This is a genomic window from Inquilinus sp. OTU3971 (assembly GCF_038440215.1).
In genome coordinates this window covers 12,970-29,315 of record NZ_JASATH010000096.1, presented here as the reverse complement: position 1 = coordinate 29,315, position 16,346 = coordinate 12,970, and the positions used below count along the sequence as shown (strand labels likewise).

The following is a 16,346-nucleotide window of genomic DNA, read 5'->3' as shown; positions in this document are numbered from 1 at the left end:
TGCTTGCCACCGATCCGGACGAACATCTCGTCGAGGTGCCAGCGCCGGTGCGGCGCCGGCCGCTGCGCGCGAAGGCGCCTCGCGATCATCAGGCCGAACGCGCTGACCCACCGACGGATCGTCTCGTACGACACCTCGATACCGCGCTCGGCGAGCAGGTCCTCGACGTCGCGGTAGCTCAGCGTGAAGCGGAGGTACATCCAGACGGCGCGTTGGATCACGTCGGATGGAAAGCGATAACCGGCATAGTCAGGTGGGGTCATGGCCACCGCTACGCCGCTCGCCGGCCCTTCGCAAGGCCGCGAACGTGACAAGCCCCGCAGCCGAATAGTGCGTCGCTAGGGCCGTTGCGGATAGTCCGGTTCATCTCGCCCGATCCGTGGGATCCAATCCAGCAGGGTGTCGGCACCAACCGATATGCATACTCCGACAACGATCCGATCAATAAAAGTGATCCCAGCGGACATATTGTCCGCGCAAAAGACCGGGATGAGCAGCGCCAGATTAAGGATATGATCAATGAGCGAGCGCTAGGAACCTTCGGATTTGATCGGAATGGCGAGTTACAAAGAACGAATGACGTCGGGGACGATAGTAGATTTTCCAGAACCTACAGCGATAAACTGAAGGACGCTATTGAGAGCGATAAGACTGTTGAGGTCGATGTAACTACCACGTATACCGATGATGAGGGACGGACTAGAAATCTAGACGAGGCTGGTGGAGGAGGGGTGACCCAAATCGACGAGGAGACAGGTGTTATTCACGTTAGCGTGTCGCCGAATTCGAACACGATGCTTCGAGATAAAAAAGGCAAGGAACTAACTTATGACCCGCCAGACACTCTTATGCATGAGGTAGTAGGACACGTGCACAAAGATGTAACGGGCCACGAAGACACCGGAAATGCAGTCGACAATGAAAATAATGCTCGCCGGGAGATCGGCCTGCCGGAGCGTCAGCCAGAGAAGGATCATTTAGAATGATCGGAAGGCGAGCTGCTTTGATGCTGGCCAGTTTAATCGTTGTTTTGGCGAAATCAGAGCAATCGAATGCTAACTATATTCGGAGGTTTACGCCAGATGAGCAGATGCTCAAGTCAACCCTTGTCGTAATTGGATCTGTAGAATCCGTATTTGTAGACGAAAGCGTCAAGTTCTTTGAAAAGAAGTTGGCTAAATTGCATGTTATCTCCGTGGTAAAGGGAGACTCTGATTACATCGGCAAAATGATCACATTAAAGATAAAGAGCGGAACATCGGAACTCAATCTGAATAAATGCTGCACTGTAGGCAGTAAGTATCTAATGTTTTTGGAGAGTACTGACGATCAATACTATTTTACCTCGACAAATATTGATTATAGTATCTATGAAATCCCATAGCTAGGGCGCATCAATGATGCACCAATGTTGTATTGTTGATGTCGATGAGAGCGGGCAACCTTCTTTTCATTATTCTCTGATCGCGCTGCTCTATATTGCGTGGCCATCAAAGCTGCAGATCATAAACGCTCCTCCCCAGCACTGCTAGCATCCCCTGCGGTCTTGATAAACACTCATGATCGTGGAATCGTCCTCGCGCCGGGAGACGTGTCAGGCCGGACGCTTACGCTCGTTGCAGACATCTCATTGATCCTAGCCGGAGGTCGGCTCCGACGCGCTTTGCGGCCATCCAGGGATAGAGCCGGCACGTCGTTTCGGCCTGGCGCCATCGATGGGGGGGGCGCCCGGACCCATCGGACCGCTTCTGGACCCAGCAATTTGCCCAACCAGGACTCAGCAGGGGATGGGGCGTTCCTGCAGCCTGTTTGGTTGGCGGTCGCGACGTCGCCCTGGCTTCTCGATCAGCTTTTCAACAAACGACTGGATGAGATCCTTGAGGCCCGCGTCTTCGATCAATTCAAGGGCCGTATCGGGATCCACCCACCGGGCTTCGCGCTCCCGAATTTCACGCCAAGTGTTCTCCTGGCGGTCGACCAGCAACGGGAAAACACGGACTTCGCAGGCCGCAACGGCGCCGTCGCCGTCGAGCCACTTGTCATAGACGAAGCTGCCAATTGGCTTCTCGGAAACCGCGCCCCGGACGCCTGCTTCCTCGAACGCCTCTTGGGCCGCCGATTTGGCGGGCTTCTTCCCCTTGATCTTCCAACCCTTCGGAACGATCCACCGGCGCGTCCTACGAGTCGTGACCAGCAGAATCTCGATGGAACCGTCGGGCCGCAAACGATAGGGCAGAGCTCCGTATTGGAGGCGAGGCGTCTTCGGCCCGGATCTCTCACTCATATGTCAGCTCCGCGCCAAGGTGTGCGAATCAATCTCAAGTCCTGACCGTGCGACGCCATACGAGTTCAGGTGTGAGCTCAATGCGTGCCGGGCCAACCCGCGCTACCCGGCCTCCCGATGCCAAATCAACAGCGTGACGGGCAATTTCGTCCACCGGATGGTTGAACGTGGTGAGCTGGTACGACATCCAGCCTGTCTGCATGACATTGTCGAAGCCGATCACAGACACATCTTCCGGCACGCGCAGGCCGAACTCGTGCCGAGCCGCGTCGATCAGGCCGAAGGCTGTTGCGTCGTTGACGCAGAACACCGCGTCGGGGAGCTCCGCCGCCGTGAACAGCCGGCGCGCGGCGCTGGCGCCGTTGTCATAGCTGGTCATCTGACCCAGCCGGACCACGGCTGGCTCCAGGCCGACCGCGCGGGCGGCGTCGACGAACGCGTCGGCGCGGGCCGACAAGCTGGGAGTGCCGAGCTCGGTCGTGACCACGGCCGGCCTGCGGCATCCGGCGCGCAGGAACAGGTTCAGCGCCTGCCGCGCCGCCCCGGCATTGTCGAGCAGGATGTTGTCCGGCCCGACGATCCGGTCGTCGCGGCTGATCAGGATCAGCCGCTGCCCGTTGTCCAAGCATTCGCGCACGATCGACTGGGCCGGCGTGCCCGACATCACAATCGTGGCGTCGGCGCGGTAGTTCAGGGCGCGGCGCAGCGTCGTGGCGATGTCGTCCGATGGACCGCCGACGCACAGCAGCACGGCCACCTTGCCAGCCTCCTGCAGCCGTTCGGTGATCGTCCGGGTCAGCCTTGAGGGCTGCGCCGCGTCGATGTCCGCCACGACCAGGCAGACGATGCCGGTCTCCTGCCGCGACACACCGCGGGCCAAGTGATTGACGTGATAGCCCAGCGCCTCAGCCGCGGCCAGGACGCGCTGCCGCGTCTCCTCCGACACGCTGGCCCCGGGGGTGAAGGTGCGGGACACGGCGGAGCGCGACACGCCTGCCAGCTCCGCCACTGCGCGGGCGCGAACGAAGCGCCGGGAGGCGTGATCCTCCGCCGGCGGCGAGACGTCCAGTGGTGCGCGCTCACGGCCGCCCATGCCGGATCTGCTCCTTGATTCAACGACGCGATACTAAGCTCTTTGCACCTATGTGCAAATGGTCAGTGCCCGTCGCGGTTGATGGCGTGCATCGCCTATCTCTGCGAAACTGAAGGCAGCGAGGCGCCTTTGTCACAAATTGGTCATTGACGGGATGAAATCGATCGATCAGCATTTTGCACTCGGTTGCAAAAAGAATATTGGGGAGGATGGCGATGCCCAGGATTTCGAAGGCGGCTGCCTTGTCCGGCGCGACGATCGCGCTGGTCGCTGGCATGACGATGCGCTCCGAGCCCGCCCGGGCCGAAGGCTCAGTCGTGGTCTATTGCGGTGTGAACGAGGAATGGTGCCGGGCCGCGGTCAGCGCCTTCCAGGAGAAGACCGGCATCCATGTCGACATGACGCGGCAGAGCGCAGGCGAGATCTTCGCCCGCCTGCGCGCCGAAAAGGACAATCCGCGCGGTGACATCTGGTACGGCGGCACCGGCGACCCGCATCTCCAGGCCGCGGCCGACGGGCTGACCGAGCCCTACAAGTCGCCGCTGCTCGACCAGCTGCAGGACTGGGCGCAGGACCAGGCCAAGCGCTCCGGCGACCGCACGGTCGGGCTGTATCTCGGCGTGCTCGGCTTCGGCTACAACGACGAAGAGCTGAAAAGCCGGAACCTGACGGCGCCGGCCTGCTGGTCCGACCTGTTGAAGCCGGAGCTCGAGGGCGAGGTCCAGATGGCCGATCCGAACTCCTCCGGCACCGCCTGGACCATGCTGGCGACGATCGTGCAGCTGATGGGCGAGGACAAGGCGTTCGAGTACCTCGTCGGCCTGAACAAGAACATCGACCAGTACACCAGCGCCGGGGCGGCCCCTGCCCAGGCCGTGGCTCGCGGCGAGACAATCGTCGGCATCGCCTTCCAGCACGACCTGATCAACGCCGCCAAGCAGTCGCCGGCGGTGAAGGTGGTCTCGCCCTGCGAGGGCACGGGCTATGAGATCGGGTCGATGAGCCTGATCAAGGGCGCTCGCCACATGGAGGAGGCGAAGAGGTTCTTCGACTGGGCGTTGACACCCGAGGCGCAGGAGATCGCCGCCAAGAGCGGCAGCTTCCAGGTGCCGTCGAACAAAGCCTCCGCGATACCGCCGGAATCACCGGATACCAGCAACATCAAGCTGATCCACTACGATTTCGAGAAATACGGCTCCTCCGCCGAGCGGACGCGGCTGCTGTCGCGCTGGACCAAGGACGTGAAGAGCGGCGGCTGACGTGGCGGCGACGGGACTCAGGAAAGGGGCGGCCACGACGCGGCTTTCCAGCGCGCGGCTGTGCCTGCTGCTCGGCTGGGCGTCGGTCCTGCTGCTGCCCTGGTACGGCATCGAGGGCGGGCTGGTCCGGGCCCTGACCGAGGGCGGGGCGCCGGCGGTGGTCGAAGCTGCCCGCGGCAGCCCGTGGCTGTTCGGGCTGCTGCTGCCGCTGCTGCTGGCCAGCCTGGCCGAGCTGTGGCGGCAGCCGCGCCTGCTGGCCTGGGCCGGGGCGGCGGGCATCGCCTGGGCCCTGCTGCAGGGCTTCGCCATCGACCGGCAGGGCTGGGCGATCGTCGATCTCGGCAGCCTGTCGGGCTGGGCGGCGGCGCAGCCGGCGCTCGGCTGGGGGGCGCTGGGCTATCTCGTGGCGATGGCCCTGCTGGCCGCGCACGGCTTGGCCCGCCAGGGCTGGTGCAAGGGCGACGCCTTCACTGTCGGCGCCCTCGTCGTCGTCTGCGGCTCGATCCTGATCTTCGTCGGCTACCCGGTGCTCTGCGTCCTGCTCTCGGCGTTCAAGGACAATGACGGGCAGGTCGACCTGCCGATGTTCGCCGACAAGCTGACCGATTCCTCGATCTGGGGCCTGGCCTGCCTGTCCGGCGGGCGCAGCTGCGGCGTGGCCTGGAACTCGCTGGCCCAGGCCACGCTGGTCGGCGTGCTCAGCACGCTGCTCGGCCTCGCGTTCGCGCTGGTGGCCCAGCGCACCCGCTTCCCGTTCCCGCGCCTGTTCAAGGTGCTGGCGGTGCTGCCGGTGATCACGCCGCCCTTCGTCATCGGCCTGGCGCTGATCCTGCTGTTCGGCCGCGCCGGCATGGTCACGACGCTGCTGAACGACTGGTTTCACCTGCCGCGCAGCCGCTGGCTGTACGGCATGCCGGGCCTGACCATCGCTCAGCTCTTGGCCTTCACCCCGATCTCCTACCTGGTGCTGCTGGGGGTGCTGCAGGGCGTCAGCCCGAGCATGGAGGAGGCGTCGCAGACCCTGCGCAGCGGCCCGTGGCGCACCTTCCGCCACGTCACCTGGCCGCTGATCCGGCCTGGCCTAGCCAACGCCTTCCTGATCGCCTTCATCGAAAGCCTGGCCGATTTCGGCAACCCGATGATGATCGGCGGCAATTTCCGCGTGCTGTCGACCAGCGTGTACTTCGCCGTGGTCGGCGCGGCGCAGGACCAGGGCCAGGCGGCGGTGCTGGCGATCGTGCTGCTGAGCTTCAGCCTGTCCGCCTTCCTGCTGCAGCGGCTGTGGATCGGGCGGAAGAGCTACGTCACCGTCGCCGGCAAGGGCGATTTCGGGCTGCCCGGCCCGCTGCCCGCGCCGCTGCGCATCCTGTGCTACACGGCGGTGCTGCCCTGGATCGTGCTCACGGTCGCGGTCTACGGCATCATCATGATCGGCGGCTTCGTCAGCGCCATCGGCAGCGACAACACCCTGACGCTGAAGCACTTCCTGACCGCCTTCGCCATCGGCGACAGCGACCATGGCTGGTACCTGGCGGGGTCGGCCTGGAACTCGCTGATCACCACGCTGGAGGTGGCGCTGCTGGCCATGGTGCCGACCGCGGCGCTGGGCATCCTGACCGCCTATCTGCTGAACCGGCAGAGCTTCGCCGGCCGCGGCGCCTTCGAATTCCTGACCATGATGAGCTTCGCCATCCCGGGCACCGTGATCGGCATCAGCTACATCCTGGCCTTCAACAGCGGCCCGATCGAGCTGACGGGCACCGCGATGATCATGATCATCGCCTTCGTGTTCCGGAACATGCCGGTCGGCATCCGCGCCGGGCTGGCCAATCTCAGCCAGATCGACCGCAGCCTGGACGAGGCGTCGCTGACGCTGGGCGCGCGGTCGGCCACCACGCTGCGGCGGGTGATCCTGCCGATCCTGAGGCCGGCGGTTGCGACCTCGCTGGTCTATGCCTTCGTCCGGGCGATCACCAGCGTCAGCGCGGTGATCTTCCTGGTCAGCGGCGAGTTCAACCTCGCCACCGTGTATATCGTTGGCCGGGCCGAGTTCGGCGAATACGGGCTGGCGATCGTCTATTCCGCCGTTCTGATCACGATCATGGTCCTGGCGCTGATGGCGATCCAGGCCCTAGTCGGCGAACGGCGGATCGGCCGTCGCGCGGCGGCCGTCCCGGCAACCCGAAACCGTCAGGCAGTGGTGCAGGCGTGACCAGTGAAACCCATCTGATCGACCCCGCCATCGCGACTGTCCGAGCCGCCGCCGGCGTCCCGGCGGTCGAGTTCTGCGCCGTCAGCAAGCGCTACGGGCCGGTGGCCGCGGTCGACCGCGTCGGCTTCACGATCCAGCGCGGCACGCTGGTGACCCTGCTGGGTCCGTCGGGTTGCGGCAAGACCACGACGCTGCGCCTGGTCGCCGGGCTGGAGATCGCCAGCGAGGGCCGGATCCTGATCGAGGGCGAGGACGTCAGCCACCGCTCCGCCGCCGAGCGCGACGTCAGCATGGTGTTCCAGTCCTACGCGCTGTTCCCGCACATGACGGTGATGCAGAACGTCTGCTACGGGCTGCGCGCCTCCGGCCTCGGCCAGGCGAAGGCGGAGGCGATGGCGGCGGACAAGTTGGCCGTGGTCGGCCTGTCGGGCTTCGAGCGGCGGCTGCCCAGCGAGCTGTCGGGCGGCCAGCAGCAGCGGGTCGCCGTCGCCCGCGCCATCGTGCTGGAGCCGAAGGTGCTGCTGTTCGACGAGCCGCTGTCCAACCTCGACGCCAAGCTGCGGCGCCGGGTGCGCGAGGACATCCGCGGCCTGCAGCAGTCGCTCGGCCTGACCGTCGTCTACGTCACCCACGACCAGGAGGAGGCGCTGGCCGTCTCCGACCGCATCGTGGTGATGCATTCGGCCCGGATCGTGCAGGACGGCACGCCGCGCGACCTGTACGAGCGCCCGGCCAACCGCTTCATCGCCGACTTCATCGGCAACGCCAACCTGCTGCCGGCCACGCTGCAGCGGCGCGACGGGGCGGTGGCGCAGATCCAGCTCGGCAGCATCGCCTTGTCCCTGCCGCATCGCGACCTGCCGCCCGGCCCGGTCGAGGTCGCGGTGCGGCCGCAGGCGATCCGGCTGCGCCCCGGCGGGCCGCAGCCCGGCGAGCTGGCCGGGACGATCCGCAAGGCCGCCTATCTCGGCAGCCATATGGAGTATCAGGTGGAACTATCGGAGATCGGGGCCGAGGCCTTCGTCATCGACGGCAATGTCGGCGTGCCGTTCGCCCCCGGGGCAGCGGTGGGCATCGCGATCCCGGCGGACGGCGCCGCCCTGGTGCCGGCCGGCGAGGCGGCGTGATGCAGGATCTGGACGAGCGCCAGGCCTTTGGCCTGGACCTGGCCCTACGCGCCGGCGCCCTGGCGCTCGGCATGCGCCGCACTCTGGCGCCGATCGAGGCGAAGAGCGCGATCGATTTCTGCACCGAGGCCGACCGGGCGGTGGAGCAACTGGTCCGCGCCGAGATCGCCCAGCGCTTCGGCGACGCGGTGATCGGCGAAGAATACGGGGGAGAGGCGGCCGACCGCGTCTGGGTGGTCGACCCGATCGACGGCACGGCGGGCTACATCCACGGCTCCGGCCGCTGGTGCGTGTCGCTGGCCTACCTTCAGGACGGCGAGATCGAGATCGGCATCCTCTACGCCCCGGCCGACGACCGCCTGTTCGTCGCCCGGCGCGGCCGCGGTGCCACGCTGAACGGGCGGCCGATCCGGGTCAGCGGCCTGGCGCACGGCGCGGCGCCGCTGGTGGAGGTGGGCTGGTCCGAGCGCCGGCCACTGGCGGCCTACTGCACCCTGCTGCAGCGGCTGACCGAGGCCGGCATCGAGTTCCGCCGCCACGGCTCCGGCGCGCTCGGCCTGGCCGAGGTCGCCTGCGGGCTGAACGACGGCTATGCCGAGCTGCACATCAACGCCTGGGACGCGCTCGCCGGCCTACTGCTGGTGCGCGAGGCCGGCGGCTGGACCAACGACTTCCTGGCGGATGACGGGCTCCGCCAAGGCAACCTGCTGCTCGCTGCGACCCCGGCGCTGGGCGACCGGCTGGCGGCGATGACCGAGGACCTGCACCGGACGACGGAACGACCCGCCGCCCTGGCGGGCTGAGGCCGGCTGCACAGGGCAGTACGGCGACAGGGGGACGATGAAGGCCGATCCCGTCATCCTGACGGACGATGAGCGCAGGCTGCTCGACCGGATCGCCGGCACGGCTGGTGAGCGGGCCGTGGCGAAGCGGGCCGCTGTTGTTCTGCTCGCTGCGGAAGGGCTCAGCAACCGCTCGATCTCCGAGCGTTTGCGGCTCGAGGAGCACTGCATCGGGCGCTGGCGCAGGCGATTCGCCCGGCAGCGCATCTGGGGATTGTTCGACCAGCCCAGATCGGGGCGCCCGGTTTCGCGACACGATTGCCTTGTGTGGGATGTTAGCTCGCCATAACCATCCTCGCAGCGGACGACTTGAGGTCGGCCATCGCAGACATGTCGCGATGATCGGTTGAAGTTGCGGCCGATTGTCTGCCCTCGGCCGTCATGCGGTCACTTAAGATCAATCGGACGAGCCGAGCTTGGCGGTCAGGTAAGCGGCCGGGTCGGGAAGCTGCGCCAGTGTCTGGATATTGAGGCGGACCGGACGCGTTTGAAGGCGCGCTCCGAGGTCCGCTTGTCACCCGTTAGGGAAGGGAGCGACGCCTTGTCTCCTGCCCAAGCCGGCTCCGACCCGCTGCCAATTCTTCGGCGTGAGGGGCAAGGGCAGCGCCGGCGCTGAACCGACCGGTCCGCGCACGTCGGCTCGCATTGAGGGCTATCGCCTCTGAGGTTTGGATGGCGGTCCGATGATCGCGCGTCGGTGCGTATGAGCGTAGGTAGTTGCGTGTCCCGTGCGCCGTGCAGGGCGGCGCTTTCCAGTGGGTGAGAGTCCCGCCCGGCGAACGCTCCAGCCGGAAGCAACCGGAGCAGGCATGGAGGAGACGAACTGTCTGAAGCCTCTGGATAGAGCTGTCACGACTTGGTGAAGTTGTGTCCAGGGTCTTCTGCAAAAAGGGTCACGGCCGCTGATGTTGGCGGTGCGGGCGCGGCGCCCTCAGAATGCGCAGGCGCCCGCACCGCCAGCCGCCGTCAGGCGGCTTCGGCCGGTTTCACAGCGCCACCTCTTCGGGGCTGAGCACGACCGGCAGCCGCTCGCCCGTGCGCACCGTCGCCAGCCGCTCGGCCTGACGCCGGCCGGCCGAGCGTGACCTTGCAGAAGAACCGCAGCGCCGAGACCGCGAGGTTCATCTTGCCGGGCGAGGCGCCCTCGGCCGCCAGGTGCAGCTGGTATCGCCGCAGGTCCTCCGGCTCGGCCCGGTCCGGCGACCTCCCCAGGAACCGGGCGAAGTCGGCCACCACCCGGACGTAGTCGTGCTGGGTCTTCGGCCCGAACTGCCGGATGCGCATGTCCTCGATCATCCGCTGGCGCAGCGGACTCATCGGCGCAGAGCTCATCGAACTCTCCTGTCTGCAGGGGAATGGACCCCTGATTCAGACAGGACCCGCGATCAGGGCCCAGGCCGGCTCAACTCTCCGTCCCCGCCGCACGCCCACGCCGCGGCAGCGGCTTAGTCCTATGGCGCTCTCCGGCAAGATGGACTGATCGAGCGACGCCGTAAGCGCGGCGCGCGTGGTCGGCGGCTCGGGGTGGGCAACGGACATACAGCCGGTCATCCGGTGGATGTCGGCTTATGGGTTTTGACCCCTGGGCGACGCCCGGTCAGAGACGGACCACGCGATTCCGCCTTGTCCCAATCTCGGAAACTCTCCAGTCTCAGCAATCGAGCGGTCTTGGATTGTAGAACGCCAAATCGATGAACTGCGTCGATTGCGGTTTCGTCATCCAGGCAGAGTTTGCGTTCTGCCCGAAATGCGGCGCGCGCCAGCCCGCCCGCTGCGCCGGCTGCGGCTATGCCTACCCGCCCGATTTCGCGTTTTGCCCGAAATGTGGGCAGAAGCAGGGAGCGACGCTCCAGCCGATCGAGGCGCAACCAACTGCACCGCCGCCTTCGCCTTTCACTTCTCCCGAGCTGTTCCGACCCGCTCCGGTCGCCCCACTGCCCACCATACAGGCCCTTGCGGGCGAGGCCGACCGGCGCACCGTCACAGTCCTGTTCGCGGACCTCAGCGGTTTCACCACTCTCTCCGAACAGCTCGACCCCGAGGTCATGCGGGCGCTTCAGAACGAGCTGTTCGAAGAACTGACCGTTGCAGTGCAAGAGTTCGGCGGCTTCGTTGACAAGTTCGTCGGCGACGCCTTGCTCGCACTTTTCGGGGCGCCGCACGCCCATGAGGATGACCCCGAGCGGGCACTCAGAGCGGCGCTCGCCATGCTCCAACGGACAGCGCGCCTCGATGCCCGTTGGCGCGGGCGCGCCGGCCTACCGCTCACGCTCCACCTCGGCGTCAACACGGGGTCGGTGGTGGCCGGCGGCTTCGGCGCGGGTAGTGCGAAGTCCTACTCCGTCACCGGCGACATGGTGAACACTGCGCAGCGCCTGCAATCCCTGGCGGGAGCCGGTGAGGTGCTGGTCGGCCCGACGACTTACCGCCTCGCCCGCCATGCCTTCGGCTTTGAGTTCATGGGCGAGGTCGCGCTCAAGGGCAAGAGCGGCCAGCATCCGGTGCACCGCTTGATTGGTCCGCTCGACGCCCCGCGCGAAGCCCGCGGACTCGAAGCGCTCGGCCTGAGCGCGCCCCTGATCGGCCGCGACACCGAGCTCAGGCGCATGCTCGATTGTCTGGAACGGGCGGTCGCGGGCGACGCCCATTTGGTGCGCTTGATCGGCGATGCCGGTATTGGCAAGTCTCGCCTGGTGCGCGAACTCCTGGCGCGGGTGGAGAACGATGAGCGGTTCGGCTCGGTGGTGGTGCGGCGCACGGCCTGCTCGCCGCTCGGCGAACAGCACTTCGGCGCGCTCGGTGCGATCCTGCGCAGCGCCTACGGCATCGCCTCGAAGGATAGTGCGGCGGCGATGCGAGAGAAGCTGGCCGCAGGCATCGTCGAGCTCGGGCTATCGCCGTCTGAGGGCGCTGAGCTCATGCCCTCCCTCGACCATGTCATCGGGCTCGGCGCGGTTGGGACCGGGCTGAGCCAAGTCGAGCCCGAGCAGCTCAAGCGCCAGATCCACTTCGCGGTGCGCACACTCTTCGAGCGCCGACTGGCGCGTGCCCCCGTTCTTCTCGTGGTCGAGGACCTGCATTGGGCAGATGCGGCCTCGCTCGAGGTGCTTCGCCTGCTTGCCGACCGGCTCGACCGCAGCCGGCTGATGATCGTGCTGACCCATCGACCCGCGTTCGAGGCGGGCGTGCTCGCCACCAGCCGCATCAACCACGTCGCGATCCGGCTACCGCCCCTGGAGGCTCCATCGAGCCATGCGCTGATTGGAGCTCTGTTCGGGGGCTCTCCTCTCCCGCAGGAGTTGCGCGGGCGGATCGTTGAGCGCGCGGGCGGCAACCCGCTCTTCCTCGAGGAGATCGTCCGTAGCTTGATCGAGAACGGCACGCTGGTACGCGAGGGCTCAAGCTGGCGCACGCTCGCGAATGACGGCGCGGCCGAAATTCCGCTCAACATCCAGGGCATTTTGCTCGCCCGGCTCGATCGGCTGCCGCGTGGAGCGCGCATGCTCGCCCAGGAGGCGGCCGTGGTCGGCCCGCGCTTCGATGCCGCGCTCCTGCGCACGATCGCGAGCGACCCGGCACAGGTGCGCAGTCAGCTCGATCTCCTGCTCGATGCCGAGGTGATCGACGAGGAGCCGGACTCCGGGCTCGAGGCGCAGTTCCGCTTTACCCAGTCTCTGCTTCAGGACGTCATCTATCAGAACCTCCTGGTGAAGCGACGCATGGAGCTGCACGGCCGCGTCGGGCGGGCGCTCGAAGCCCGTGTGCCGGCCGGGGTCGAGCGGCTTGAGGACCTAATCGCCCTCGGCCACCATTTCTGCCTGAGCGAGGCGAAGGCGAAAGGCGCGCGATTCCTGAGTGTTGCCGGCCATCGGGCCAGTGCCGCCTACGCCAATGACGACGCCATCCGCCACTACCAGCAGGCGCTCGCCGCCCTGCGGGCGGCCAACGAGCAAGGGCCCGAGCAGCTTATGCTTTGCGAGCGCATCGCCGATCTGTGCCGTCCGATCGGCCGACGCGAGACCGCGCAGGAACATTACAACGTGGTGCTGCGCGCCTATCAGGACTTGGGCGATCATGCCGCGGCGGCCCGTATCATGCGTAAGGTCGGCGGACTCTTGTGGGACGCCGGCCGGCGCGATCAGGCCGAGGCGCGCTACGCCGAGGCGCTCATCTTGCTTGAAGGCACCGACGCGCTGATCGAGCGCGCACATCTCTCACAAGAACGCGGCCGCCTCGCCTTTCGCATGGGCGACCATGCGGGGGCGGTGAAGTGGGCGGACAAGGCGATCGGCTATGCGGAGACTTGTTCGACCGATTCAGGCCAGGAGATCGGGTTCGAAGCTACACGGGCGGTTGCGGAGGCGCTCAACACCAAGGGTGTCGCCCTCGCCCGGCTCGGGCGCAACGTCGAGGCGGTGCGCGAGGTCGAGCGCAGCGTGGCCGTGGCCGAGGCGGCCGGCCTCCAGAGCGTGGTGTGCCGCGCCTACACCAATCTCGGCGTGCTCTATGCACTCGTCGATCCGGCGCGCGCCATCGCGGTCTGCCGCCGCGGCCTCGAGGTCGCCACCCGCATCGGCGATCTCGGCTTCCAGGCAAGGCTCTACACCAATCTCGCGGTCGCCTGCTGCACGTTCACTGCCCGCTGCGGCGAGGAGGGTGTGCCTGCCGCCGAAAAGGCGATCGAGATCGACCGCGCGCTCGACCAGCGCGAGCACCTCGCGGTGCCGCTGACTGTGCTCGCCCAGATCCACCAGTGCCACGACGCGCCCGACCTCGCGCTCCGCTACTACCACGAGGCGCTCGAGGTGGCCTGTGAGATCGGCGAGCCCCAGCTCCTGTTTCCCTGCTATGATGGGTTGGCGACGCTCTGCCTCGACCGCGACGACATGGAGGAGGCTGAGCGCTATTTCGGTTTGGCACGAGAGCTTTGCGATCGGCACGGGCTTGACCCCAGCGCTCTCATCGTGCTGCCGTTTCTCGATTAGGAGAAGGACGTCATGTCTACTTCTCAACCTGATCGCACGCTCCAGCCGGGCGACGTTGCGCCCAATGTCGTGCTCGACGCGATCACCCGAGAGGGCAAGGTGGCGGTCGACGACTATCGCGGCCGCACGCCGGTCTTGATCGGCATCTTTCGTGGACTCCACTGTCCCTATTGCCGGCGCCACATCGCCGCGATGGCCCAGCTTGAGCCGGCGCTGCGCGAGAAGGGCATCGACATGCTAACTGTGGTCAACACGCCGATCGAGCGCGCGCGCCTCTATTTCCGTTATCGCCCGATCCCCAATTTGCTGGCCGCGGCCGATCCTGATCGTGCGTCGCACCGTGCCTTCGGCCTGCCTAATGTCGAATTCACACAAGACGAAAGTGACTGGCCCCGCAAGGTCGCGATGAGCCAGATGATGTCGATGAAGATCAACGTGACCGGCGAGTTGCCCGAGCCGCTCGACCCGATGGCGGCGGCAGCGGCCCTCAATAAGATGGACGGCTACGAAATCACCGATGCTGACCAGCAGATGCAAGCGACCGGCATGGGCCAGCTCGTTGGCGAGTTCCTGCTTGACCGCGAGGGTATCATTCGCTGGTCCTTTACTGAAGTAGCGGATGGCGGCAAGAACCTATTCGGGGCGCCGACACCACAAGACCTCATGTCGGCCGCCTCGCGCGTCGCGAGCTAATCCTGCGCTGTAGATTTTGCCGCTTTGAGACTAGGACAGGCCGACTCATGGTTGCTGGCGTCTTAGTCCGCTGGCTGAAGACGCGAACTTCAGCCTTGCGCCCACCGACCGCTGGAATGGCGGACACGACGAGATATAGCCGATTGCCGGTTGGCGTCAGCAAGTAGGCCGCCGCCGCTCCCTGCCGGCCACTCGGCGTATTGGCGAGGACTGTCGGCTTGGGGTCGACGCCGGCCAGCTGAGGAATGTCTGCTACCGAGGCGTCGGCGCGATGTCCGCAGTTGGCGCCCTTCTGCCGGGCAGATCAGGAGGTTCCGGCAGGCTCCAGCTGCGCCGGAACATCTTGGGAATGGTTCATTTTTGTTTCGGGCATGACCAGGCCGAACACGATGGCAGCAACCGCCGCAGCCAGGCCGAAAGCCAGAAAGGCGGTATCGAAGCCGAGCGCATCGACGATCACCCCGGCGGCGAGGCCGCTGAGCGAGGCGCCGACGCCGACCATCGTCGCGACGGCACCCTGGGCGAGGTTGTAGTGGCCGGTGCCGTGCATCAGGTCGGCAATGACCAGCGGCGTCAGGGCGGCGAAGATGCCGGCGCCGACCCGTCGAGAAGCTGGACTGCGATCAGCCAGCCGCTGTCATGCGATAGTATGTAGAGCACCGCGCGGATCGGCAAGATGGCGAAGCCGGCCAGGAAGATCGGTTTGCGCCCCCAGCGGTCGGCCCGGTGGCCGACCAGCACCGCGATCGGCAGCATCATCGCCTGCGCCGCCACGATGCCGAAGGACATCATCGCCGTCGCCCAGCCCGGATGGGCAAAGGAGTTCCTGCCCGACCAGCGGCAGCAGCGGCGCGTTGGCGAAGTGGAACAGGAAGGCGCAGACACAGAACACCACGAAAGGCCGGCAGCGCAGCAGCACCGACCAGCCGGGGGCGCCGCCGCCGTGGCGCTGGGAGGCCTATCGGCCCCGCGCGCCAGGTCATGATCGATGGCACGGGCCGGGATCGACAGCGTGGCCGCGGCAGCTAGCAGGGCGAAAACCGGCACCAGCAGGAACACCGCGCGCTGCGAGAACCACCATCCGACGAAGGCGGCGAGAAACGCGATCGCTACATTGCCAGCATGGTCATAGGCGGCGTTGCGTCCCATGCGCCGGGCCAGCCCCCGCCGCCCGATCAGCCCCAGGGTCAGGGCCGAGACGGCAGGGCCGAACACATCGCCGACTACGGCGATAAGCATGGTCGCGACCAGGATGGACCAGAAATCCGCACGGGCGAAGATGACGGAGGCACCGATCGCGAGCACCGCGAGGCGGGCCACGATGGTGCCGCGTTTGGCTCGGGTGAGGTCGATCAGCGCGCCGATCGGAGTCTGCAGGGCCAGCCCCGCCAAGCCGCTGACCAGCGTGACGAGTCCAAGCGCCGACTGGCTCCACGCCCGCTGGGTGACGAGATAGACGTTCAGATACGGCCCGACCGCGCCGCGCACATCGGCCAGCAGGAAGTTCACCGCGTCGAGCGAGCGCGGATCGAAGCCGGGGCGGGCAGGCTCGACCGCCGCGGATGTCCGGCTGTCGCTCACCACGGCAGCAGGAAGCCGGCCAGGGCCAGCAGCAGGGTCGGCGGCATCACCACCAGACCGAGGCGCAGGAACTGCCGGGTGCCGACCTCCAGCCCCTCGCGCCGCAGGGCGACGAGCCACAGGATGGTCGCGAGCGAGCCGGTCACCGAGAGGTTGGGGCCGAGATCGATGCCGATCAGCGCGGCGCCGGCGAACTGCGGCGGCACCGGCGCCTGGGCCAGGGGTTTGTCACGTTGTAGAGCGTTGCCGCGGTAGGCCGGCACCCGCCAG

The 16,346-nt window shown here is 66.6% G+C and carries 15 protein-coding genes and 1 pseudogene; 9 read left to right on the top strand and 7 right to left on the bottom strand.

The genetic code is table 11. The annotated features are described in order from the left end of the window. Window positions 1-263 (bottom strand): annotated as a pseudogene (locus AAHM41_RS22780) (IS6 family transposase); the annotation flags it as partial. A gap of 84 nt (window positions 264-347) precedes the next feature. Here AAHM41_RS22780 and AAHM41_RS22775 point away from each other — a divergent pair. Further along, on the top strand, window positions 348-986 hold the full coding sequence (locus tag AAHM41_RS22775) for an RHS repeat-associated core domain-containing protein (protein WP_342238876.1): 639 nt from the start codon (window positions 348-350) through the stop codon (window positions 984-986). Continuing rightward, window positions 983-1,384, top strand: coding sequence for a hypothetical protein (locus AAHM41_RS22770; RefSeq protein WP_342238875.1), 402 nt, complete (start codon window positions 983-985; stop codon window positions 1,382-1,384). The genes AAHM41_RS22775 and AAHM41_RS22770 overlap by 4 nt, the downstream gene beginning before the upstream one ends. 393 nt (window positions 1,385-1,777) lie before the next feature. Here AAHM41_RS22770 and AAHM41_RS22765 read toward each other — a convergent pair whose 3' ends face one another. Next, window positions 1,778-2,284 (bottom strand): NUDIX hydrolase, encoded by a 507-nt coding sequence (locus AAHM41_RS22765; protein WP_342238874.1) that lies wholly within the window; start codon window positions 2,282-2,284, stop codon window positions 1,778-1,780. Window positions 2,285-2,318: 34 nt separating this feature from the next. Continuing rightward, window positions 2,319-3,377: a LacI family DNA-binding transcriptional regulator gene (locus AAHM41_RS22760; protein ID WP_342238873.1), complete on the bottom strand. Its 1,059-nt coding sequence runs from the start codon at window positions 3,375-3,377 to the stop codon at window positions 2,319-2,321. 215 nt (window positions 3,378-3,592) lie between these two features. On the opposite strand from AAHM41_RS22760, the gene AAHM41_RS22755 reads away from it, so the two are divergent. The 5 genes from AAHM41_RS22755 to AAHM41_RS22735 are packed head-to-tail and all read left to right on the top strand — an operon-like array spanning window position 3,593 to window position 9,106. Beyond that, complete coding sequence (locus AAHM41_RS22755) at window positions 3,593-4,636, top strand: ABC transporter substrate-binding protein (RefSeq protein WP_342238872.1); 1,044 nt, start codon at window positions 3,593-3,595, stop codon at window positions 4,634-4,636. 1 nt (window position 4,637) lies between these two features. Then, complete coding sequence (locus AAHM41_RS22750) at window positions 4,638-6,848, top strand: ABC transporter permease (protein ID WP_342238871.1); 2,211 nt, start codon at window positions 4,638-4,640, stop codon at window positions 6,846-6,848. Then, on the top strand, window positions 6,845-7,975 hold the full coding sequence (locus AAHM41_RS22745; RefSeq protein WP_342238870.1) for an ABC transporter ATP-binding protein: 1,131 nt from the start codon (window positions 6,845-6,847) through the stop codon (window positions 7,973-7,975). Before AAHM41_RS22750 ends, AAHM41_RS22745 begins: the two co-directional genes overlap by 4 nt. After that, on the top strand, window positions 7,975-8,778 hold the full coding sequence (locus tag AAHM41_RS22740; protein ID WP_342238869.1) for an inositol monophosphatase family protein: 804 nt from the start codon (window positions 7,975-7,977) through the stop codon (window positions 8,776-8,778). Before AAHM41_RS22745 ends, AAHM41_RS22740 begins: the two co-directional genes overlap by 1 nt. 37 nt (window positions 8,779-8,815) lie before the next feature. Beyond that, entirely contained in the window at window positions 8,816-9,106 is a 291-nt protein-coding gene (locus tag AAHM41_RS22735) for a helix-turn-helix domain-containing protein (protein WP_342238868.1), read from the top strand. A 677-nt stretch (window positions 9,107-9,783) separates the two neighbouring features. Here the strand turns inward: AAHM41_RS22735 and AAHM41_RS22730 are convergent. Next, a complete protein-coding gene (locus AAHM41_RS22730; protein ID WP_342238867.1) occupies window positions 9,784-10,149 on the bottom strand; it encodes a site-specific integrase in 366 nt (121 codons plus the stop codon). A gap of 359 nt (window positions 10,150-10,508) precedes the next feature. On the opposite strand from AAHM41_RS22730, the gene AAHM41_RS22725 reads away from it, so the two are divergent. Then, window positions 10,509-13,802 (top strand): adenylate/guanylate cyclase domain-containing protein, encoded by a 3,294-nt coding sequence (locus AAHM41_RS22725; protein ID WP_342238866.1) that lies wholly within the window; start codon window positions 10,509-10,511, stop codon window positions 13,800-13,802. Window positions 13,803-13,814: 12 nt separating this feature from the next. Then, window positions 13,815-14,495, top strand: coding sequence for a peroxiredoxin-like family protein (locus AAHM41_RS22720; RefSeq protein ID WP_342238865.1), 681 nt, complete (start codon window positions 13,815-13,817; stop codon window positions 14,493-14,495). 304 nt (window positions 14,496-14,799) lie between these two features. Here the strand turns inward: AAHM41_RS22720 and AAHM41_RS22715 are convergent, their stop codons facing one another. The 3 genes from AAHM41_RS22715 to AAHM41_RS22705 form a co-directional block, all read right to left on the bottom strand. Further along, window positions 14,800-15,045: an MFS transporter gene (locus AAHM41_RS22715; RefSeq protein WP_342238864.1), complete on the bottom strand. Its 246-nt coding sequence runs from the start codon at window positions 15,043-15,045 to the stop codon at window positions 14,800-14,802. Between the two features lie 23 nt (window positions 15,046-15,068). Continuing rightward, window positions 15,069-16,004 (bottom strand): MFS transporter, encoded by a 936-nt coding sequence (locus AAHM41_RS22710; protein ID WP_342238863.1) that lies wholly within the window; start codon window positions 16,002-16,004, stop codon window positions 15,069-15,071. Window positions 16,005-16,072: 68 nt separating this feature from the next. Further along, entirely contained in the window at window positions 16,073-16,339 is a 267-nt protein-coding gene (locus AAHM41_RS22705; protein WP_342238862.1) for an ArsB/NhaD family transporter, read from the bottom strand. Between the last annotated feature and the right edge of the window lie 7 nt (window positions 16,340-16,346).

Excerpts from the sequence above, each read along its gene's own strand:
- AAHM41_RS22770 (WP_342238875.1), top strand. The coding sequence starts at position 983 with ATGATCGGAAGGCGAGCTGCTTTGATGCTGGCCAGTTTAATCGTTGTT.
- AAHM41_RS22765 (WP_342238874.1), bottom strand. The coding sequence starts at position 2,284 with ATGAGTGAGAGATCCGGGCCGAAGACGCCTCGCCTCCAATACGGAGCT.
- AAHM41_RS22760 (WP_342238873.1), bottom strand. The coding sequence starts at position 3,377 with ATGGGCGGCCGTGAGCGCGCACCACTGGACGTCTCGCCGCCGGCGGAG.
- AAHM41_RS22755 (WP_342238872.1), top strand. The coding sequence starts at position 3,593 with ATGCCCAGGATTTCGAAGGCGGCTGCCTTGTCCGGCGCGACGATCGCG.
- AAHM41_RS22740 (WP_342238869.1), top strand. The coding sequence starts at position 7,975 with ATGCAGGATCTGGACGAGCGCCAGGCCTTTGGCCTGGACCTGGCCCTA.
- AAHM41_RS22735 (WP_342238868.1), top strand. The coding sequence starts at position 8,816 with ATGAAGGCCGATCCCGTCATCCTGACGGACGATGAGCGCAGGCTGCTC.
- AAHM41_RS22730 (WP_342238867.1), bottom strand. The coding sequence starts at position 10,149 with ATGAGCTCTGCGCCGATGAGTCCGCTGCGCCAGCGGATGATCGAGGAC.
- AAHM41_RS22725 (WP_342238866.1), top strand. The coding sequence starts at position 10,509 with ATGAACTGCGTCGATTGCGGTTTCGTCATCCAGGCAGAGTTTGCGTTC.
- AAHM41_RS22720 (WP_342238865.1), top strand. The coding sequence starts at position 13,815 with ATGTCTACTTCTCAACCTGATCGCACGCTCCAGCCGGGCGACGTTGCG.
- AAHM41_RS22715 (WP_342238864.1), bottom strand. The coding sequence starts at position 15,045 with ATGCACGGCACCGGCCACTACAACCTCGCCCAGGGTGCCGTCGCGACG.